The sequence below is a fragment of the Pseudomonadota bacterium genome (genome assembly GCA_039033415.1).
In the GTDB taxonomy this organism is placed as follows: Bacteria; Pseudomonadota; Gammaproteobacteria; order Xanthomonadales; family SZUA-38; genus JANQOZ01.
On sequence record JBCCCR010000029.1, the window covers coordinates 66,177 to 86,954 of the forward strand.

General features: G+C 63.9%; 15 protein-coding genes. 13 read left to right on the forward strand and 2 right to left on the reverse strand.

Going from position 1 to position 20,778, the window contains the following annotated elements; all coding sequences use genetic code 11:
• The first annotated feature begins 35 nt into the window (after positions 1-35).
• Positions 36-770, forward strand: a complete 735-nt coding sequence (locus AAF358_20950; protein ID MEM7708033.1) for a hypothetical protein — start codon at positions 36-38, stop codon at positions 768-770.
• On the opposite strand, the gene AAF358_20955 is transcribed toward AAF358_20950, so the two are convergent.
• Positions 767-1,159 (reverse strand): VOC family protein, encoded by a 393-nt coding sequence (locus AAF358_20955; GenBank protein ID MEM7708034.1) that lies wholly within the window; start codon positions 1,157-1,159, stop codon positions 767-769. The genes AAF358_20950 and AAF358_20955 overlap by 4 nt on opposite strands.
• Before the next feature lie 170 nt (positions 1,160-1,329).
• Here AAF358_20955 and AAF358_20960 point away from each other — a divergent pair, with 170 nt between their 5' ends.
• A complete protein-coding gene (locus AAF358_20960; protein ID MEM7708035.1) occupies positions 1,330-1,935 on the forward strand; it encodes a hypothetical protein in 606 nt (201 codons plus the stop codon).
• On the opposite strand, the gene AAF358_20965 is transcribed toward AAF358_20960, so the two are convergent.
• Positions 1,928-2,893, reverse strand: a complete 966-nt coding sequence (locus AAF358_20965; protein ID MEM7708036.1) for a PfkB family carbohydrate kinase — start codon at positions 2,891-2,893, stop codon at positions 1,928-1,930. The genes AAF358_20960 and AAF358_20965 overlap by 8 nt on opposite strands.
• Before the next feature lie 89 nt (positions 2,894-2,982).
• On the opposite strand from AAF358_20965, the gene AAF358_20970 reads away from it, so the two are divergent.
• The 11 genes from AAF358_20970 (at position 2,983) to AAF358_21020 (ending at position 20,514) form a co-directional block, all read left to right on the forward strand.
• On the forward strand, positions 2,983-4,968 hold the full coding sequence (locus AAF358_20970; GenBank protein ID MEM7708037.1) for a protein kinase: 1,986 nt from the start codon (positions 2,983-2,985) through the stop codon (positions 4,966-4,968).
• Entirely contained in the window at positions 4,895-6,070 is a 1,176-nt protein-coding gene (locus AAF358_20975; GenBank protein MEM7708038.1) for a hypothetical protein, read from the forward strand. Before AAF358_20970 ends, AAF358_20975 begins: the two co-directional genes overlap by 74 nt.
• Positions 6,067-7,422 (forward strand): LysM peptidoglycan-binding domain-containing protein, encoded by a 1,356-nt coding sequence (locus AAF358_20980; GenBank protein ID MEM7708039.1) that lies wholly within the window; start codon positions 6,067-6,069, stop codon positions 7,420-7,422. Before AAF358_20975 ends, AAF358_20980 begins: the two co-directional genes overlap by 4 nt.
• A 258-nt stretch (positions 7,423-7,680) precedes the next feature.
• Entirely contained in the window at positions 7,681-9,360 is a 1,680-nt protein-coding gene (locus AAF358_20985; GenBank protein ID MEM7708040.1) for an alanine/glycine:cation symporter family protein, read from the forward strand.
• 54 nt (positions 9,361-9,414) lie between these two features.
• Positions 9,415-10,683 (forward strand): nucleoside transporter C-terminal domain-containing protein, encoded by a 1,269-nt coding sequence (locus AAF358_20990; protein MEM7708041.1) that lies wholly within the window; start codon positions 9,415-9,417, stop codon positions 10,681-10,683.
• Between the two features lie 107 nt (positions 10,684-10,790).
• Positions 10,791-12,698, forward strand: a complete 1,908-nt coding sequence (locus tag AAF358_20995; protein ID MEM7708042.1) for an MFS transporter — start codon at positions 10,791-10,793, stop codon at positions 12,696-12,698.
• 141 nt (positions 12,699-12,839) lie between these two features.
• Positions 12,840-14,849, forward strand: coding sequence for a transketolase (gene tkt / locus AAF358_21000; GenBank protein MEM7708043.1), 2,010 nt, complete (start codon positions 12,840-12,842; stop codon positions 14,847-14,849).
• A 20-nt stretch (positions 14,850-14,869) separates the two neighbouring features.
• On the forward strand, positions 14,870-15,877 hold the full coding sequence (gene gap / locus AAF358_21005) for a type I glyceraldehyde-3-phosphate dehydrogenase (protein ID MEM7708044.1): 1,008 nt from the start codon (positions 14,870-14,872) through the stop codon (positions 15,875-15,877).
• Positions 15,878-15,885: 8 nt separating this feature from the next.
• A complete protein-coding gene (locus AAF358_21010) occupies positions 15,886-17,073 on the forward strand; it encodes a phosphoglycerate kinase (GenBank protein ID MEM7708045.1) in 1,188 nt (395 codons plus the stop codon).
• Positions 17,074-17,104: 31 nt separating this feature from the next.
• Entirely contained in the window at positions 17,105-18,124 is a 1,020-nt protein-coding gene (locus AAF358_21015) for a class I fructose-bisphosphate aldolase (GenBank protein ID MEM7708046.1), read from the forward strand.
• 101 nt (positions 18,125-18,225) lie between these two features.
• The gene (locus AAF358_21020; GenBank protein ID MEM7708047.1) at positions 18,226-20,514 is read left to right on the forward strand and encodes an NADP-dependent malic enzyme; all 2,289 of its coding nucleotides are present in this window, start codon (positions 18,226-18,228) and stop codon (positions 20,512-20,514) included.
• Positions 20,515-20,778: the final 264 nt, after the last annotated feature.

Sequence of the window (20,778 nt, forward strand, 5' to 3'; positions counted from 1 at the left end):
GTGGCGTTTTTTGGCGGCTCTTCGCCGGACCGACGGTGCTGATCTGGGGACTGGCGGCGGCGGGCTGCTACCGACAGCCGGTCCCGGACCTGAGCAATCTGCCCTCCGCACCGTCCCAGGCAGCTGAGCCATCGCCGGGGGGTTCCGTGGCAACGCCACCCGAGGAACCAGCCCCTGAGGCGCCAGCGGTGCGGCGCTACCGGGTTGTTGACAGTCGGATGCTGGTCAAGGTTTATCGCGCCGGCCGGCTGGCCCGGCTGGGTCACAATCACACCATTGAAGCATCGATCCTCGGCAGCTTTTCCCTGGAGGATGATCGGGTGAAGGCCGAGCTGTATGTCCGACCGGCCGAGCTGCTGGTTGACCGGCCGGAAACCCGTGCAGCGCAGGGCGAAGACTTTGCCGGCGCTATCAAGCCGAAAGACGTTGAGGGAACCCGCGGTAACCTGCTCTCGGAGAAGGTGCTGAACCCGCTGGAGCATCCGTTTATCCGCGCCACGATTGACGACTCGGCCGACGCTGACGGCAGCGTCACAGTTACCTTTGAGCTGGCGGGCGCAACGGCGACGCAAGCGCTTGACGTGGAGAGGCTGAATGACAGTTTTTGCCGTCCGGCCTTTCGGGGAGCGGTTACGCTGGGCCACGACGACTTTGGGCTAACGCCGTTTTCCATCCTGGGCGGGGCGGTGTCGGTGGCGAACGACTTCGAGGTGAGCTTCACGCTGGCCGGCGATCTGGAGGTTCAGGACGGCGGGGTCTGCCAGGATTAACCGGCCGCTCCCAGCAGGTCCCAGCGGTTGCCGTAGAGGTCGGCAAAAACGCAGACGCAGCCATAAGGCTCCTCTCTCGGCTCCTCCAGGAAATTCACGCCGGCCTCCTTCATCGACCGATAGCTCTCCCAGAAGTTGCTGCTCTGCATAAAAAGAAACACGCGCCCGCCGCCCTGCTTCCCCACCGCCGACCGCTGCTCGTCGTCGGCAGCTCTTGCGAGCAGCAGTGCACATCCACCGCCGGGCGGAGCCACCCGCACCCACCGCTTGTGATCACCGAGCGCGGTGTCCTCAAGCAGCGTAAAGCCGAGCCGGTTGGTAAAATAGTCGATCGCTTCATCGTAGTCGTGGACCAGCAACGCCAGGCTGCTGATGGTGGTTTCCGTCATCGTGAAATTCCTCTGGTTGATCGTCCGCTGACGCGGAACTCGACCCCTGGATCCGTAGGGCCGCGGAGTTGCAATTACGGTCAAAGTGAACTTTGATCAGTATTCGGCGCTCCTTCAAGCGTCGCTTCTGCTTAAATCCGGCGGCAGCAAACGTCGGGAGGGAACTACTTATGATTCGATCGAATAACGTACCCGGGAAGCGGAAGCTATGGGCGCTGGTCTGCGTGGGCGCTTTGGTGACGGCTCCGGCCTTCGCCGGCGAAGGGGATAGCGCACCGCTCACCGCCGCCGGCCCCAACCCTGCAGCGCCAGCAGAACTGGCTCAGTATGGAGCGCTCAAAGGCAGCTGGTCTTGCGAAAGCTCGTCGCAGGGTCCTAACGGCGAGTGGCAAACGCTGCCTGGCCGGGCGACCTGGAGCTGGTACTACGTGCTGGACGGTCATGCGGTGCAGGACGTCTGGAAGCCGGCGGCCGAGGGCGCGCCCTGGGGTACCAACCTGCGTACTTATGACGCTGAGAAGAAGCAATGGCACATGGTCTGGGCGACGCAGGCGCAGCCCGAGTTTGACTACTACGAGGCAACCTACAGCGAGGGCATGATTGTGATGCGGGGCGAAAATCCGCCGCGTACCGCGAACATTCCGCCGCACGCGGCAAAGATTACGTTCTACAACATGAGTGACGAACACTTCGACTGGAAGTATGAGGCGACCGCTCCGGGCAGCGACAGCGGCTGGTCTCCGTTCAGCCGTATCTCCTGCGATCGTCTTAATTAGTCACCGGAAAAGTGGTCAACAGTTGATCGACCGCTGCGGCGCCGGGCATCGACGGCGCCGCGCCGAGAGCGGTCGTCGACAGCGCGGCCGCAGCCGCAGCACGTGTCAGCGCAGTCTGAAGCGCTTCGCCCCCAGCGAGCGCAGCCGCCAGATTCCCGTTGAACGCATCCCCCGCGCCCGTCGTATCGATCGCGTTGACGCTAAACGCATTGTAGCGTCCATACGCCTCGGGCAGGTGCCAGTAGTTGTCGGCTGGCACCGAGAAAAAGCCGCCTCGACGGCCCATGGTGATCACTACGGTGGCGCCACCCAGCTGCCCGCACCATCCCTGTAGCTGTTCGGGCGGCGCGCTCGCCCAGTCGGCGGGCAGCGCTTCGCCGGTGCGCGCCGCCAGGAGCGCCGCAAACTCAGCCTCATTGGGCGTCACCAGATCGGTGAGATCCAGCAGGGTTTCTGCGCCGGGCAGGTCGGCCGGCGCTGGGTTCAACATGGCCAGCGCGCCGCGCTGAGCGGCGTCTGCCAGCGCCTGGCGCGTCAGCTCCAGCGAACACTCCTGCTGGGCGAGCAGCACCGTGCAGCCGTCAGCGGGCCTGTCGGGGAGATCGGCCGCCCGGTAGGTGAGCTCAAGGTTGGCCCCGGGGGCCACAACAATCTGGTTTTCACCGGACGTCTCGGAGACCACGCACGCAACGCCGGTCGGTTGGCTGCCGTGCTGCCAGCGGCACCGAAGGCCGATTGCGGTCGCAAAGGCCTGGACCTGCCCGCCCTGCGCGTCGTCACCCAGGGCGCCGGCAAACGTGGTCTCAGCGCCCGCTCGATGCGCCGCCACGGCCTGGTTGAAGCCTTTGCCACCGTGAGCGGTGGCAAACGTCCCGAGGCGGGTCTCGCCGCGGGCCGGCAGCTGCTCGCTGCGAAAAAGCATGTCGCAGTTGTAGCTTCCAACCACCAGCACCGGCATCACGGTCACCTCGCCTGAGATCGGGCCATACCTTATCATTCCGGGAGGACAGCATTGACGGCGCGGCTGCGGTCGCTGCAGGCAGGGGATTGAGCAAGCGATTTTCCATACCGATTCTGGGCTGGGTGGCTATCGGTCTGACCGTGGTCGGCGCGCTGCCGTTTGCCCTGTCCTGGTATCAGATTCAAAGCAGCCGCGAAGCGATGGTCGACCAGACCCAGCTCACCCACCTGCTGGTTGCCCGCGCGAATGCTGACGGTATCGGCGATTACCTGAACGTGATGGACGGTCTGCTCGCGTCCGCCGGCGATCACGAAGACGTCTATCTGCAGCCAAACTCTGAGGCCTCGCTCGAGGTATTAAAAGAAACCCTGGCGACGCGTGATGAGCTCAAGTCGCTCGGCCTTTACGCCCGGAAATCCGCCGGTGGTCCGCAGGCGGCGGTGAGCAACGAAGAGATTTTTGTCCTGGCCAAAAAAGGCCAACCCAGCGCGTCGGGTGAGCTGCTGGAGCGCGTACTCAACGAGGGCCCGCTGGCGGTGCGCCGCCAGCAGCGCAGCTATCTGGTGCTCGGCCGCGAAACGGCGCGCCCCGGGGTCTTTTTGGTGGCGCTGCTCGACAACACCCAGCTCCGTGACCGCTCGGCGCCGCCGGAGCTCGGCGATGCGGCGCGCCTTGCCGTGATCGATGCTGACGGGAAGCTGGTGGCCGGTGACGGCGACGCGGTCGGGCTCGTTCCCGACCATATCCTGACCCAGACGCGGGAGGCGCCGGTCCGGTCGGACGCCCATCGCTTCAGCCTGGATGAGGGTTTTGGGGTTGCCGCCTTTGCGCGGATTCCCGCCGCAGACTGGTCCGTACTGTCGGTCCAGCCGGCCCGTCAGGCTGAACGCGCAACCACCCAGATGCGGCGCACGGCCTGGCAGGCGTTCGGCGCGCTGGCGCTCGTGATGGGGCTGCTGATGCTCGGCGCTCATCGCCTTGTCGTCCGTCCGGTGCGCCAGATGATCGCCGCGCAGCGGCGGCTGCTGGGCAGTGACAGCAGCGGCGGCAGCGAAATGTCTCAGCTCAAAGACTCCTTCGAAAAGCTGGAACAGGCGATGGCTGAAAGGGACAGTCTGAGTGAGGTGTGCCTGGATCGCTATCAGATCACGCGGCGGATCGGATCGGGCGCTATGGGAACGGTTTATCTGGGCTGGGATCCGAAGCTGCGGCGCGAGGTGGCGCTCAAGACCATTAAGCTCGACAGCGATCTGCCGGCGTCGGAGCGCGAGGAATTGACCGCCGCGTTGCTCCAGGAGGGCATCACGAGCGCAGGTCTGACCCACCCGAATATCGTGACGGTTTACGACGTGCTCGGCAACGACGAGTTCGCTTTTATTGCGATGGAGTATGTTGACGGCGAGGGGCTCGACGAGCAGCTGAAGCGTGAGGTGCGAATGTCACCACGCACGGTGGCCAACGTAGCCGAGGCGACCCTCAAAGGGCTGCGGGCCGCTCACGAACGCGGCGTCATTCATCGGGATATCAAGCCGGCGAACATCATGGTCTCCAAGGACGGCTCGGTGAAGGTTTCGGACTTCGGGATCGCCGGACTGCTTAATCGAAGCGGTGAGGGGGAGCGCGTGATCAAAGGCACGCCCGGCTACCTGGCACCGGAGTCTTATCTGACGGCTGAGTTCGGCGTCGCCACGGATCTGTTTGCCGTCGGCGTGGTGATGGTAGAGTGCCTGACAGGAAGGATGGTATTTGCGGGGCGCAACACGGCCCAGATCATTACCCGGACGTCTTCGGTCGACGTCAGCCTGTCGCCCGAGATCGCGGCCCATGTTCCGGAGGTGATGCTGGGCCTGATCGATGATCTGCTCGAAAAAACTCCGGCCAAACGACCGGCCAGCGCGGCTGAGGCGCTCGAACGACTAGCGCCGGTTGTAGTGATGCTGGCCGGAGCCCCCGAGGACGCCGCCGACCTCGACGACACGACACCGCTGGAAGCAGGGAATGACTCAGGCAACGCAACGCCAGAAACGCAGGTGCTGGATACGGTGGCTGCTACTCGCCGCATCGATTCCTAGCGCCGCCTCGGCGCAGTCGAGCGACCTGATCGACAGACTGGGCCTGCCGCCCGGCGACTACTGGTACGCCAGCAACGGACTGGCGATTCCCCTGACCGAACGGTCCGCCGATCCCGCACCGCTGAACGAGGTGCTGGTGCTGCGGCGTGAGGATGGCGAGCTTCAGCCCGTCGGCTGGTTTGAGATAACCGAGGAGACCCAGGCCAGCGCGCCCAGCACCGCCACGCAGGTGACCGTTGACGGCACCCAACCGCAGGGCAGCATGCGTCTCAGCGGCAGCTGGCTGACGGCTGACGGTGGCAGGCTGATGGCGGCGCCATCTGTCCGACTAGTGCTGAGTTTTAAGGACCCGGCGGGGCTGGATCGGTGGGTATTAAGCGATACGCACCCGATCTCGATCAGCGGTGGTCGCTGGCGGCCCGGCCTGCATCAGCTCACCGCGCTTGCCGGCGACGCGTTCGGCAACGAGGGAGTCGCAGCGAAGCTGAGCTTTGAGGTGGACGGCGCCGGCCCGGAGCTCAATTGGGCGATCGAGTCGGAAGCGCTGGGTGAGGGGTCCCGCGGCGCGGTGTATCAGCCGCCGGTCAGCCTGTCGCTCAACGCTGACGATCCAGCCGGGGTGGCGACGCTGGAGCTGGATCGCGGCGCTGGCTGGGAGGTGGTGGCCGCGGGCGCGCCGCTTGCGATCAGCGCGAGCCGGGCGAGCCTTCGCGCGACCGACCGGCTGGGCAATACGACGGTGAGCGAAGCCTCGTGGCGCTACGATCGAGAGCCGCCGGAGATCCGCGTACTCGCCGAGGGTGTCGAGCTCGCGGAGCGAGAAGAGGTTGCGTTGCCGGTCGGAGGCGTGCTGACGATTCTGGTCACCGATGAGGGCGCCGGCGTCGAAAACGCGACCTACCGCTACAACGGCACGCCACCGCAGCCGCTGCCCGAGACCATCCGCTTTGTCGATCGAGGCTGGTACCAGGTGCAGCTCCGTGCCATCGATCGCCTCGGCAACGAGCGTGTGCGTCACGTTGACGTCCGCACCTCACCCCGTCGCTCCCGGCCCATGCGCGCAGCCGATACAATGAAAGACGACGGAGGCAGCGGCCTATGAGATGGGTCCTTACAACGCTGCTGCTCGGGTGCGCCGCGCTCCACGCCCAGGAGCAGGTGGACGACACGCTCGGGATCCACATCGTTAAGCCGGGCGAGACGCTCTGGGACATCACGCGGTATTACCTCGGCGAGGACTTTCTCTGGAAAGAAAACTGGCGGCTCAATCCAGAGATTCAGGATCCCAATCGGCTGCGCATCGGGCAGCAGCTGACGGTCATTAAGGAACGGCGCATCACGGCGGAAAAAGCGCTGGTTCGAACCGTTGCCAATCAGGTCGATAAAAACCTCCAGCGCACGGCCTGGGAGTCGGCTCGGCCGGGCGACCAGCTGGCCGAGCGGGATGGTGTCAGAACGCGGCAAAGCTCGTCCGCGGAGCTCCAGTTCACCGATGCCTCGCTGCTGCGGGTCGGCGAGTTCTCGCAGATTTTCCTGCAGCAGAAGACCACAACGCTGCGCGGCGTGGACCGCGGACGGATCGAGGTGCGCCGCGGCGCAGCGGAACTCGAATTTGCGCCCATGAGCCGCCGCCGGACCGAGATTGAGCTGATCGCTGGTAGCGCCGTCACCCGACCCAAGCCGGGCGACGACGGGCGAGGCAAGATCGCCGCCGGCGCTGATGAGGAAGACGGCAGCGCCCGGGTGATGGTGTATGAAGGCAGCTCGCTGGTGGAGGCCGCTGGTACCCAGGTCGCGCTGCGCAAGGGTACGGGTTCGAAGGTACCGGCCAACGGCCCACCGTCACCGCCCGAGCAGCTGCTGGCCTCTCCGCGCAGACTTGAGCCCGCTGACGGGACGGTTTGGAAAGTGGCCAACATGCGCGTGTCCTGGCGAGCGGTTCGCCGAGCGGATCACTACCGCGTCGAGATCTGCCGGGACCCTGACTGCGGTTCGCTGATCCTGCGCAGTGGCCCCGTCGCAGAGACGAGCTGGCAGCCCACGCTGCCCGAGGCTGGCGACCACTACTGGCGGGTCCGCGGGGTCAGCGCCAGCGGGCTGGAAGGCTACGCCAGCAAGGCGACACTCCTGACGCTGGAGACGCTTCGCATCGACGATCGGCCGCCGGCGGTTGCCGCCTACCCAACGGGTCCACACCGGTGGCGGGACGGTCAGCTGCTCGTTGCCCCCGACACCGAACTAACGCTAACGGCCTTTGATGCAGGCATCGGGCTGGACTACCTGGAGTATCGCTGGGGTGAGGGTCAGTGGGAGCGTGTTAACAAGGGGGCCCGCGTTCGCTTAGCCGCCGGTGGGCCGGCTCCGGTGCTCCAGCTGCGGGCGGCTGATCTCCTGGGCGCGCTCAGCAATCCGGTGACCATCAGGCTCGAAGTGCTGCCAAGGCCCGGCCCCTAACGGGCGATCGACGGCGGAGCTTGAGGAGCTCGGCAACCGCCCGGGACAATTTTGTGTACCATTAGCGCCGCCGGAGCGGCTGGAACTGTCGCCAGGCAAGCCGGCAGCGCCGACTGATCAGTCTTCGAGATTTTTCAGCAACGCAAGTGGACCGACTTCCGTTTGCTCACGTGTTCAAGCCTGACGGCCAGCAAAATGCTGCATTTCCCGGCGAGCGGGTGCGGCACAAAAACACAGAAAAACGAGGGAACGCCGCAAATGAAAAAGCTATTTTGGGTGCTGCTGTTCGCGCCGCTGACCGTGCTGGCGCAAGACGGCAGTATCGATCAACGTATCAACAGCTTGGTCCAGCCGATCACCGACGCAGTGTTTTTGGTCATCTTTTACCCGATCACGTTGTTTGGTTCCGGCGTACCCTTTATCGTGATCTGGCTGGTGGTCGGCGCCACCTTCTTCACCCTCTACTTCGGATTCATCAACGTCAGGGGATTTGCTCAGGGTTTTCGCCTGATTCGGGGCGACTATTCCGACCCGGATTCGCCCGGCGAGGTGTCCCATTTTCAGGCGCTGGCAACCGCGGTGTCGGGCACCGTAGGACTGGGCAACATCGCTGGCGTGGCCGTGGCGGTGACCCTCGGCGGCCCGGGCGCCACGTTCTGGATGATTCTGGCCGGCCTGCTGGGCATGTCCACCAAGTTCTGCGAGTGCACGCTCGGCGTGAAATACCGCAATGAGTATCCCGACGGCACCGTTTCCGGCGGACCGATGTATTACCTGTCCCGCGGGCTGGCGGAACGGTCACCGGCGCTGGCGCCGCTGGGCAAGCTGCTGGCCGTAATGTTTGCGCTGCTGTGCATCGGCGGCTCTTTCGGCGGCGGCAACATGTTCCAGGCCAACCAGGCACACGCGATGGTGGTCTCCGTCACCGGCGGCAACGAAAGCTTTCTCGCGGACAAGGGCTGGCTGTTTGGGCTGGTAATGGCGGCCCTGGTCGCGGTGGTGATCATCGGCGGTATCAAATCGATCGCCCGTGTGACCGGCAAGCTGGTGCCTTTTATGGCGGCACTCTACATCGCTGCAGCGTTGGTGATCCTCGGCGTCAACTTCGATCAGATTCCGGGCGCGTTCGCCGCGATCGTCAGCGGCGCGTTTGCCCCGACGGCGGTGGTCGGCGGTGCCGTGGGTGTGTTGATCCAGGGCTTTCGCCGCGCGGCGTTTTCCAACGAAGCCGGCACCGGCTCAGCCGCCATCGCCCACTCGGCGGTCAAGACCAAAGAGCCGGTCACCGAAGGCCTCGTGGCGCTCTGGGAGCCCTTTATCGATACGGTTGTCATCTGCACCATGACCGCGCTGGTGCTGGTGATCTCCGGTTTCTGGCGGGTCGACGCAACCGTGGACGTCGACAGCGCGGCGCTCTACGCCCAGGCGCAGGAGTCGGCGGTGGTGGTGGAGCAGGCGGAACGGGGCACCGAGCTTCGCCTGCTCAACAGCAGCGACGGCTGGCACGAGGTCTGGCGGGAAGACGCGGATAACCTGTGGGTTCAGGAATCGGACCTCGAGCTGATCCAGGGTGTTGCCAAGACCAACCGTGCGTTTGCCGATACGCTGAGCTGGTTCCCCTACGTGCTGGCGCTGGCGGCGGTCCTCTTTGCGTTCTCCACGATGCTGGCGTGGTCGTACTACGGGATGAAATGCTGGACCTTTCTGCTCGGGGAAGGGGTCGGGAAGGAGACGGCTTACAAGATGGTCTTCTGTGTGTTTGTGGTGATCGGCAGCTCGATGAATCTGACCGCGGTCACCGACTTTTCCGACGCGATGATTCTAGGGATGGCCTTTCCCAATATTATTGGTCTGTACCTGCTCGGCGGTGTGGTTAAGCGGGAGCTTAAGAGCTACCTCAGCCGGGTGCGCAGCGGCGAGATCCAGTCCTATCGCTAGTCTGGGTTTAACCACCGCAGGCGCCGGAATGCCGCAGCAGCGGCGCCTCACCTGATGGGGGACGTAATCTCCGGCATTGTCGGTCTGACCGGTTTGATCCTGATCGGGCTGGCGTTTTCGCGCCACCGTCGTCAGGTGGACTGGCGGACCGTGTTGACGGGCGTTCTGCTGCAGATCCTATTTGGTGCGTTTGTCATCCTGACTCCTTTAGGTAGTCGCGTCTTCGACGCGCTGGCGTCCTTTTTTATCACCGTGATCGAGTTTTCCAGGGCCGGCGCGATGTTTATCTTCGGCGGGCTCTCGGAGCAGGAAAGCAGCTTCGGCTTTATCTTCGCGTTTCAGGTGCTGCCGACCATCATCTTTTTTGCGTCGCTGATGGCGGTGCTCTACCACCTGGGGGTCATGCAAAAGGTGGTCGGGAGCATGGCCTGGGTCATGCGCAAATTTATGCGCGTCAGCGGCGCAGAATCCCTCGCCGTAGCGGCCAATGTCTTTGTCGGGCAAACCGAAGCGCCGCTGGTGGTTCGGCCCTACATCGCCCGCATGACGCAGTCTGAGCTGCTCACGATGATGGTGGCGGGCATGGCGACCATCGCCGGTGCGGTGCTGGCCGCCTACATTGCGCTTCTTGGTGGCGACAGCGATCAGGAGAAGCTGTTTTTCGCCAAACATCTGCTGTCAGCCAGCATCATGGCCGCGCCGGCGACCATCGTCATCGCCAAGCTGTTGATTCCCGAGACCGGCGAGTCGCTCACCATGGGCTCGGTGAAGTTTGAAGTCGAAAAAACCGCCCACAACGCCATCGAGGCGGCGGCCAACGGCGCCGGCGACGGCTGGCGCCTGGCGATGAATGTCGGCGCCATGCTGCTGGCTTTTATCGCGCTGATCGCGCTGGTCAACTGGCCGCTCGAGTGGCTGGGTCAGGTGACAGGCCTCAACGAGATGCTGGGCAAACCGCTGAATCTCGCCGTGATCCTGGGCTATCTTCTGGCGCCGCTGGCCTGGCTGATCGGTGTGCCCACCGCCGACATCACCACCGTCGGCAGTCTGATTGGACAGAAGCTGGTGGCCAACGAGTTCATCGCCTACGCCGCGTTCAGCGAGATCCAAAACGAGATGTCGGATAAGGCCCGGCTGATCACCACCTACGCGCTCTGCGGTTTCGCCAATTTTTCTTCGATTGCCATTCAGATCGGCGGCATCGGGCCGCTGGCGCCGGACCGGCGCAGCGAAATCGCGGCCTTCGGCCTGCGCGCCGTACTCGGCGGTACGCTGGTGTCGATGATGACGGCCACCATCGCCGGTGTGCTGCATTCCTTCTGACCCACGGGTGCCGCGGGCGGTAGCACCTGACGCTACCTCCGGGGCCGTGCGAAGCGCCTTTTCCGGTCGAGCGGCTGAATTGGCCCGCCGGCGGCTATAGTCTAGCGATGGACAAGGCTTCCAACACCCAAGAGAGATCGCTGATCAGTCAGCGCCGTTTCGGGCCGTTTTTCGGAACGCAGGCGCTGGGTGCATTCAACGACAACGTTTTCAAGCAGGCGCTGATTATTTTGATCACCTACCAGGGGCTCAGCCTCTGGGGGCTTGACTCGGGCAAACTCGTCAATCTGGCGGCGGTGGTTTTTATCCTGCCGTTTTTTCTGCTGTCCGCCACTGCTGGCCAGCTGGCTGACCGCTTTCAAAAGGCGATGCTGATCCGCTATATCAAGGCGTTCGAAATCGGCGTGATGTGTCTGGCCGGGCTGGCCCTTTGGATGAATTCGGTGCCGTTCCTGCTGCTGGTGCTGTTCCTGGCTGGCGCGCAGTCGTCCTTTTTTGGCCCCGTGAAGTACGCAATCCTGCCCCAGGTGCTCAGCACCGAGGAGCTGGTCAAAGGCAACGGGCAGGTCAGTATGGGGACGTTTGTTGCCATCCTGCTCGGTAGCCTGACCGGGGGTGCGCTGATCGCGATCGACGGGGTCGGCTGGCAGCTTGTGGTGGTGGTGCTGATGATCGTAGCGACGCTCGGTTATGGCTTTTCCCGAAAGATCCCCGACGTACCGGTGGCCGACCCTAACCTCAAGATTGATCCCAACCTGTTTCGCCAGACCGCGAGGATGCTGGGCCACGCTCGTGAGAACCTGGTCGTGTTCCGATCGATTCTCGGCGTTTCCTGGTTTTGGTTTTTCGGGTCGGTGATGCTGGCGCAGCTACCGCCGCTGGTGCGCGACGTGCTGGGCGGCAACGAGTCGGTCGCCATTTTGGTGTTTACCCTGTTTTCGCTGGGGATCGGGACCGGTTCCATCCTGTGTGACAAGCTGTCAGCGAGGCGAGTCGAAATTGGGCTGGTGCCGCTGGGCGCCTTTGGTCTGTCGGCGTTCGGGCTTGATCTCTATTTTTCCGCCGGCACGCTCGCGTTGAGCGCGGACGTGACCACCCTGGCCGGCGTCGGAGAGTTTCTGGCGCGGCCTGGGGCGAAACGCTTTGTCGCGGACGTGCTGCTCATCGGCACCGCTGGGGGCTTCTACATCGTGCCCCTGCTGGCGCTGATTCAGCATCGCAGCGAACCGGACAAACGCTCCCGCGTCATCGCCGGCGGCAACGTGCTCAACGCGCTGCTGATGGTGCTGGCCGGCATCTACTCGATCGCTGCTCTGAGCCTGGGCCTGGACGTGACCCAGCTGATTGCGCTGACCGCGGTGCTCAACGCCGTGGTGGCTCTCTACATCTTTACGCTGGTGCCGGAATTTCTCCTACGCTGCGCCGCCTGGGTGCTGGTGCGGACGCTCTATCGGGTGCGGCTTAACGATATGGATCGGATTCCGGCTGACGGACCGGTGCTGTTGGTTTGTAACCACGTTAGCTACGTGGACGCGCTGGTGATCGGCGGCAGCGTGCCGAGGCCGGTGCGTTTTGTCATGTACTACAAGATTTTCCGCTGGCCGGTGTTGGGCTGGCTATTTCGCGCCGCCAAAACCATTCCCATCGCGGGCGCCAAAGAAAACCCCGAGGTGCTGGAAGCGGCCTTCGACCGGATCGACGACGAGCTGGCTGACGGCCAGGTGGTTTGTATCTTCCCGGAGGGCGCTCTGACCGACGACGGCGAGGTGGCAGCCTTCCGGAAAGGGGTTGAACGAATTCTTGAACGTCGGCCGGTCCCGGTGGTGCCGATGGCGCTCGACGGGCTTTGGGGCAGCTATTTCAGCCATTCTGACGGCGGGGCCTTTCGGGGCCCGTGGCGTAAGCTTTTCAGCCGCATCCGCCTGCGCACCGGAGAGCTGGTGGCGGCCAGTGAAGCCACCGCTGACGGGCTCCGTGATCGGGTGCTTCAGCTGATTCGAACCGGCGCGGACTGAGGGCCGGTCAACCTGCCCGCCGATCCGGCATTCGCCCTTGCGGCGGGCTTGTGGCTGAGGGACAATTCGCGGCTCCGGCGAGGGCTCGATTTGGGAGAATTCGGCGCCCGCCTCTGCTAACTGATCCGTGAGTCAGACATAATGCCCGATCGAAAGAAGCTTGCTGACGCCGTCCGTGCGCTCAGCATGGATGCGGTGCAGGCCGCAAACAGTGGCCACCCCGGAATGCCCATGGGCATGGCGGACATCGCTGAGGTGCTCTGGAACGATTTTCTCAGCCACAACCCGGCGGACCCGAATTGGTTCGATCGCGACCGGGTCGTGCTGTCCAACGGCCACGGCTCGATGCTGATCTACTCGGTGCTGCACCTGGCCGGCTACGATCTGGACATTGACGAGCTGCGCAATTTCCGTCAGCTGCATTCCAAAACCGCGGGTCATCCCGAATTTGCGGAAACACCAGGCGTTGAGACCACCACCGGGCCGCTGGGGCAGGGCCTGGCCAACGCGGTTGGCATGGCGCTCGCCGAGTCGATTCTGGCGGCTCGCTTCAATCGAGACGGCCATTCGATCGTCGATCACTTCACCTACGTGCTGGCCGGCGACGGTTGCCTGATGGAGGGCATTTCGCACGAGGTGTGCTCGCTGGCGGGCACACTGAAGCTGGGCAAGCTGATTTGTCTCTACGACGACAACGGCATTTCGATCGACGGTGAGGTGGACGGCTGGTTCACCGACGACACGCCGGCCCGTTTCCGGTCCTACGGCTGGCAGGTCATCGACGCGGTCGACGGCCACGACCCGGCGGCGCTCGCGAGTGCCCTGAAATCCGCCCGTGAAAATCGGGACGAACCCACGCTGATCTGCTGCAAAACCATGATCGGCTTTGGCTCACCAAACAAACAGGGCACGGCGTCGACACACGGCGCGCCGCTGGGTGAAGACGAAGTGGCCGCAACCCGGGTGCAGCTTCAATGGGAGCACCCGCCGTTCGAAATACCGGAAGATATTTACGCCGGCTGGAACGCCCGCGCGCGCGGCGCCGAGGACCAGCAGGCCTGGGATCAGCAGCTCGCGGCATACGAGGCCGCTGAACCGGAGCTTGCAGCGGAGCTCAAGCGGCTGATCAGCGGCGCGTTGCCGGCAGGGTGGTCCGAACTGATCGACGAGTACATTCGCGACTGCCAGGCGGGTGCTGCCAGCGTAGCGACCCGGAAGGCGTCCGGCATGGCGCTGGAGGCGATCGGCGCGGCGGTACCGGAAATGGTGGGAGGCTCCGCGGACCTGACGGGCTCCAACAACACCCGGCACAGCGCCAGTACGGATATCACCGCCAGCCATCGAGACGGCAACTACGTCAACTACGGCGTGCGCGAGTTTGGCATGACCGCCATGGCCAACGGGATGGCGCTGCACGGGGGGATCATCCCCTACACCGGCACCTTTCTGGTCTTCTCCGACTACGCCCGAAACGCGGTACGTATGTCGGCGCTGATTCCGGCGGCTTCGATTCATGTTTATACCCACGACTCGATCGGCCTGGGTGAAGATGGCCCGACTCACCAGCCCGTTGAACACGTGGCAAGCCTACGACTGATTCCGAACCTCGAGGTTTGGCGCCCCTGCGATACGGTGGAGACCGCCTGGGCCTGGAAAGCGGCCGTCGAGCGGCGTGACGGCCCAACAACGTTGGTGCTGACCCGCCAGGGACTGCCGCATCAGCAGCGCGACGCGGACACCCTGGCCTCGGTAGAACGAGGCGGCTACGTGCTCAAGGACAGCTCGAGCGAGAACCCGGCACTAATTTTGATCGCCACCGGTTCAGAGGTGACGCTGGCCATGGCCGCGGCGGAAACGCTCGAGGCCGAAGGCATCGGCACCCGGGTGGTTTCCATGCCCTGCACCTCTGCGTTTGATCGACAGCCGGAGGCCTACCGCGAGGCGGTGCTGCCGAGCAGCGTCAGGGCGCGCCTGGCGATAGAGGCCGCAAGCGCCGACTACTGGTATCGCTACACCGGGCTGGACGGCGACGTCCTGGGCATGCACAGCTACGGCGCATCAGCACCGGCCCCAGAACTTTTCAGGCACTTTGGCTTTACCCCGGACAACGTGGTTGCTCGGGGCAAGAAGCTTGTGCAGAACCGCCCCTAACACTCAACGGAGACAACTTCATGGCCGTCAAAATTGCCATCAACGGATACGGACGTATCGGTCGCAACGTGCTTCGAGCGATTCACGAATCAGGTCGCGCCGGTGAGTTCGATGTCGTCGCCATCAACGACCTCGGTGACCCCCAAACCAACGCCCACCTGACTCAGTTCGACACCGCTCACGGCCGGTTCCCGGGGACCGTCGAGGTGCAGGGCGAGGACCTGGTGATCAACGGTGACCGGGTGAAAGTCTTCGCCGAGCGCGATCCGGCCAAGCTGCCCTGGGGTGAGATGGGCGTCGACGCCGTCATGGAGTGCACCGGGATCTTCACGAGCCGGGACCGGGCGGGTCTGCATCTGTCTGCCGGCGCCCGTAAGGTGGTCATTTCTGCGCCCGCCGGAGACGCTGACGCCATGGTCGTATACGGGGTCAACCACGACGTCATCAAACCCGAACATCAGGTGGTTTCGAACGCCTCCTGTACCACCAACTGCCTGGCGCCGGTGGTCAAGCCGCTGCACGAGGCAATTGGCGTCGAGTCGGGGTTGATGACCACTATTCACGCCTATACGAACGATCAAGTCCTGACGGACGTTTTCCACAAGGACCTGCGGCGTGCACGGTCGGCCACCATGTCTCAGATTCCCACCAAAACCGGCGCCGCCAGCGCGGTGGGTAAGGTGCTGCCCGAGCTTAACGGCAAGCTGGACGGGTTTGCCATGCGGGTTCCGACCATCAACGTGTCGGTCGTCGACCTGAGCTTCATCGCCAGCCGCGACACCACGGTTGAGGAGGTCAACGCGACGGTCAAGGCCGCAGCGGAGGGGCCGCTCAAGGGCATTCTCGGCTACAACGACGCGCCGCTCGTGTCGATCGATTTCAACCATACTCCCGAGTCTTCCAACTTTGACGCCGGCCTCACCAAGGTAATCGGCGGCAAGCTGGTGAAGATCCTGTCCTGGTACGACAACGAGTGGGGCTTTTCGAACCGGATGCTCGACACGACGCTGGCCGTGGTCAACGCGTGACGGCAGGCGTGGGTTTTCTGCGCTTAAAGGACATCGAGCTCAGCGGCAAGCGCCTGCTGATCCGGGAAGACTTAAACGTGCCGCTCGCTGACGGCAAGGTCAGCAGCGATACCCGGATACAGGCGGCCTTGCCGGCCATCCGCATGGCCATGGATGCCGGCGCCCGGGTCATGATCCTGTCCCACCTGGGGCGTCCTACGGAGGGCGAGTTTGACCCGACGTTTTCCATGGCCCCGGTCGCCGAACATCTGTCGGCGCTGCTCGGCGCTCAAGTGCCGCTGATCAGCAACTGGCTGGACGGCATCGACTGCGAGCCAGGCCGGGCGGTGCTATGCGAGAACGTTCGTTTTAATCCTGGCGAGAAGGCCAACGACCCGGCGCTGAGTCAGCGGATGGCGTCCCTCTGCGACGTCTTCGCTATGGATGCCTTTGGCACCGCCCACCGCGCCCAGGCTTCGACGCACGGCGTCGCCGAATATGCACCGGTGGCCTGCGCCGGCCCCTTGCTGGCCGGGGAACTTGAGGCGTTGGCCAAGGCCACCGATAAGCCCAGCCGGCCCATGATGGCGATTGTCGGGGGGGCTAAGGTTTCGACCAAGCTGACGGTGCTTGAGGCGCTGTCAAAAAAAGTTGACCAGCTGATTGTCGGTGGCGGGATTGCCAACACCTTCATCGCGGCTGCCGGACACGCCGTCGGCAAATCGCTGTACGAACCGGATCTGGTGGATCAGGCGGTGACTCTAATGGAAGCTGCCCGGGCGGCCAACGCTGAGATTCCGGTGCCGGAGGACGTCGTGGTGGGCGACAGCTTCAGCGCTGACGCGCAGGCGCGCACCTGCGCCGTCGGTGACGTTCAGCCGGATGAAATGATCCTGGACATCGGGCCCCGTACGGCCGCGCGCTATGCCGGCATGATCGGTGCCGCGGGCACCGTGGTCTGGAACGGGCCGGTTGGCGTCTTTGAGTTTCCCGCCTTCAGCGAGGGAACGGCGGCCGTCTCTCGAGCCGTGGCTGAGTCCAGCGCCTTTTCCATCGCCGGCGGCGGTGACACCCTCGCAGCGATCGAGCGGTTCGGCGTTGCCGACCAGATCTCCTATATCTCCACCGGCGGCGGTGCGTTCCTGGAATTTCTTGAGGGTCGTGAACTGCCTGCGGTGGCCATGCTAAAAGCTCGGGCAGGAGCTTCGGCTGACTGAGCCGGCCAGCTGCCCGACACAAAGGAAACCCATGAACGTAGAACAGCTCACCCGCACCGCCCAGGCGATGGTGGCGGCCGGTAAAGGGATTCTCGCCATCGATGAATCCACCGGCACCATCACAAAACGCTTCGACCAGATTGGCCTTGAGAGTACGGAAGACCACCGCCGCGCCTATCGCGAAATGCTGCTGTCCACCCCCGATCTCGGTCAGCATATATCTGGCGCCATTCTGTATGACGAAACGCTCCGCCAGACGGCCAGTACCGGCCAGTCGTTTGTCGACCTGATGAAAAAGGCCGGAATCATTCCGGGCATCAAGGTCGACAAAGGCGCCCATCTGCTGGCTGGCCATCCCGGGGAAATGATTACCGAGGGCCTCGACGGACTGCGCGACCGGCTGGCGGAATACGCCAAGCTGGGTGCGGGATTTGCCAAGTGGCGGGCTGTGATCAAGATCGACGACAACGCGCCCACCAGCGCCTGCGTGGACGCCAATGCTCACGCCCTGGCGCGGTATGCGGCCCTTTGTCAGGAGGCTGACATTGTGCCGATCGTCGAGCCAGAGGTGCTGATGAACGGGAGCCACGACCTCGACACCAGCTACGAAGTGACCGAGGCGACGCTGAAAAGCCTCTTCAGCGCGCTCTTTGATCAGGGGGTTCTCCTGGAAGGCACTATCCTGAAAGCCTCCATGGTCATTGCCGGCGACGAGTGCGCCGAGCAGGCGAGCGTGCCGGAGGTGGCCGAAGCCACGCTGCAGTGTCTCTATAACGCCGTGCCGGCTTCCACGGCAGGGATCGTGTTTCTGTCGGGCGGCCAGTCGGAGATTGTCGCCACCCAGCATCTCGACGCCATGAACAGCGTCGGACCTCACCCCTGGCCGCTGAGCTTTTCCTACGGCCGGGCGCTGCAGCATGGCGCGTTGCTGAAGTGGGGCGAAGACATTACCCAAAATGTGGCCGCGGCCCAGGCGATCCTCGCACACCGGGCGCGCTGCAACGGGCTGGCCGCTACCGGTCAATACGACGAATCGGTTGAGGCCGCCTGAAACCGCTTTGAGCCGCCCCGGCGGTCCCGTCTTCGGGTCTCGCCAGCGGTTTTCCAGCAACGCGTCGCGCATGCGGCGCCCCTGCCTGTGGAGCCTTCGCCATGAGCAATGACCTGAAGGAACGAGCGCTCGAATACCACCGTCTGCCCACCCCCGGCAAAATTGAGGTGGTGGCAACCAAAACCCTCACCACCCAGGACGAGCTGGCGTTGGCCTACTCGCCGGGCGTTGCAGCCGCGTGCGAGCTGATCGAAAAGGATCCGGCCAGTGTGTCGGAGGTCACGTCACGCAGCAATCTGGTGGCGGTGGTCACCAACGGTACGGCGGTCCTCGGGCTTGGCGCGATCGGCCCGCTGGCGGCGAAGCCGGTGATGGAGGGGAAAGCGGTGCTGTTCAAGAAGTTTGCCGGTGTGGACGTCTTCGACATCGAGATCAACGAGGACGATCCGGACAAGCTGGTGGACATTATCGCGGCGCTGGAGCCGACCTTTGGCGGCATCAATCTCGAGGACATCAAAGCGCCGGAGTGTTTCTTGGTGGAGCGCAAGCTGCGGGAGCGGATCAACAGTCCCGTGTTTCATGACGACCAGCACGGCACGGCGATTATCACGGCTGCGGCGCTGCTCAATGCGCTGGAGATGGTGGGAAAGTCGATCGAGGAGGTGCGCCTGGCCGCTTCCGGCGCCGGCGCCGCCGGGATTGCCTGCCTGGACCTGCTGGTCAGCCTTGGTCTCAAGCCGGAGAACGTGCTGGTCACCGACCGGGCCGGCGTGGTGCACAAGGGTAGAGACAATCTGTCCGCTGACGACCCCAAGGCCCGCTACGCCACCGCGGAGTCCGCCAGGACGCTGGCCGAAGCGATGGACGGCGCGGATGTGTTCCTCGGCGTTTCAGCGCCCGGCGTTGTCGATCAGGCGATGGTCCGCTCCATGGCGCCAAACCCGATCATCCTCGCGCTGGCCAACCCGGTGCCCGAGATTATGCCCGAGGAGGCGCACGGCGCCCGGGATGACGTGATCATGGCAACCGGTCGCTCAGACTACCCAAACCAGGTCAACAACGTGCTGTGTTTCCCCTATATTTTCCGCGGCGCGCTGGACGTTGGTGCCACGGGGATCACCGAGGAAATGAAGATGGCGGCGGTACGGGCCATCGCGGGTTTGGCGCGGATCGAAGCGAGCGATATCAGCGCCCAGGCTTACGGCGGCGAGCTGCCCCAGTTCGGGCGTGAATACCTGATCCCACAACCGTTTGATCCGCGACTGATTGTCCACGTGGCGCCCGCGGTGGCGGAGGCCGCGATGGCGTCGGGCGTGGCCACCCGACCAATCAGCGACATGAACGAGTATCTGGAGCAGCTCAACCAGATGGTGTTCCGTTCAACGATGCTGATGAAGCCGATCGTTGAGCGTGCGAAAGCGGATCCCCGCAAGGTGGTGTTCGCTGAGGGCGAAGAAGAGGTGGTGCTGCGGGCGGTTCAGAACGTGCTCGATGACGGTCTGGCGATCCCTATTTTGGTCGCGCGCCCGAGCGTGCTGGCCATGCGTATCAAGAAACTTGGCCTGCGCATCGATCCCGAGCGCGACCTTGAGGTGGTCAATCCGGAAGATGATCCTCGCTACCGGGACTACTGGACGCTTTACTACGAAAAGATGCAACGGCGTGGCATCACGCCGGCGACCGCAAAATACGTCGTGCGCACGCGCAATACGGTGATCGCCGCGCTGATGGTGGAACGAGGCGAAGCCGGCGCGATGATCGCCGGGGTGGTGGGGCGATACAACAAGAAGCTCGCGCACGTGCTCGGCGTCCTCGGCTTGCGCGACGGCGTCAGCCAGGCCTCGTCACTGTCGGTGATGGGCACCGCGGAGCACAAGGTGTTTGTCTGCGATACGCACGTCAATGCCAACCCAAGCGCCAAAGAAATTGCCGACGCCACGCTGCTCGCGGCTGAGCGGGTGCGCGAATTTGGGCTGGAGCCCAAGGTGGCCATGGTCAGCCACTCTGACTTTGGCAGCCACAGCGATCTCTCCAGCGAGAAGATGCGGCAGGCGCTCGAGCTGGTTCGCGAACTCGATCCGGCGCTTGAGGTTGATGGCGAGATGAAGGTGGATACCGCCCTGGTGCCTGAGCTTCGTCAGAAGATTGCGCCTCACTCTCCGCTGACGGGCAGCGCTAACCTGCTAATAATGCCCGACCAGGCGTCAGCCCATATCTCGTTTTTTATGACCAAAGTGCTCGCCGACGCGGTGGCGGTGGGTCCGCTGCTGCTCGGGGCGGCCAAACCGGCTCACGTGCTCACACCCACCGCCACCGTACGCCGGGTCGTTAACGTGACGGCACTGGCGGTCGTGGACGCGCAAAAGTTGGATCACCCGAACGGCGACTGACTCATCCAGAAGGCGGCCGGTGATCATTCATCGACCGGCCGCGGGTGCCGTTAGCACGTAAACGTCGATTTTCCGGCCGGCGCTCCCCCATCCATAAATGTCATATTGATATAACGATATGACAATGCTACTGTCGAGACCGTCTCGTCAGCGGAGCTGACCCTGTCGACGAGACGGCGATCATAGGTCCGGCGACGCCGCTGTCGACTGTGTGCATCAGATCCCGACGGCGAAGCTGGCTGGCAACAGCGTCAGTATTTGCAG

Excerpts from the sequence above, each read along its gene's own strand:
- AAF358_20995 (MEM7708042.1), top strand. The coding sequence starts at position 10,791 with ATGGACAAGGCTTCCAACACCCAAGAGAGATCGCTGATCAGTCAGCGC.
- AAF358_20980 (MEM7708039.1), top strand. The coding sequence starts at position 6,067 with ATGAGATGGGTCCTTACAACGCTGCTGCTCGGGTGCGCCGCGCTCCAC.
- AAF358_20965 (MEM7708036.1), bottom strand. The coding sequence starts at position 2,893 with ATGCCGGTGCTGGTGGTTGGAAGCTACAACTGCGACATGCTTTTTCGC.
- AAF358_20975 (MEM7708038.1), top strand. The coding sequence starts at position 4,895 with ATGACTCAGGCAACGCAACGCCAGAAACGCAGGTGCTGGATACGGTGG.
- AAF358_21020 (MEM7708047.1), top strand. The coding sequence starts at position 18,226 with ATGAGCAATGACCTGAAGGAACGAGCGCTCGAATACCACCGTCTGCCC.
- gap (MEM7708044.1), top strand. The coding sequence starts at position 14,870 with ATGGCCGTCAAAATTGCCATCAACGGATACGGACGTATCGGTCGCAAC.
- AAF358_21015 (MEM7708046.1), top strand. The coding sequence starts at position 17,105 with ATGAACGTAGAACAGCTCACCCGCACCGCCCAGGCGATGGTGGCGGCC.
- tkt (MEM7708043.1), top strand. The coding sequence starts at position 12,840 with ATGCCCGATCGAAAGAAGCTTGCTGACGCCGTCCGTGCGCTCAGCATG.
- AAF358_20990 (MEM7708041.1), top strand. The coding sequence starts at position 9,415 with ATGGGGGACGTAATCTCCGGCATTGTCGGTCTGACCGGTTTGATCCTG.
- AAF358_20960 (MEM7708035.1), top strand. The coding sequence starts at position 1,330 with ATGATTCGATCGAATAACGTACCCGGGAAGCGGAAGCTATGGGCGCTG.
- AAF358_20955 (MEM7708034.1), bottom strand. The coding sequence starts at position 1,159 with ATGACGGAAACCACCATCAGCAGCCTGGCGTTGCTGGTCCACGACTAC.
- AAF358_20985 (MEM7708040.1), top strand. The coding sequence starts at position 7,681 with ATGAAAAAGCTATTTTGGGTGCTGCTGTTCGCGCCGCTGACCGTGCTG.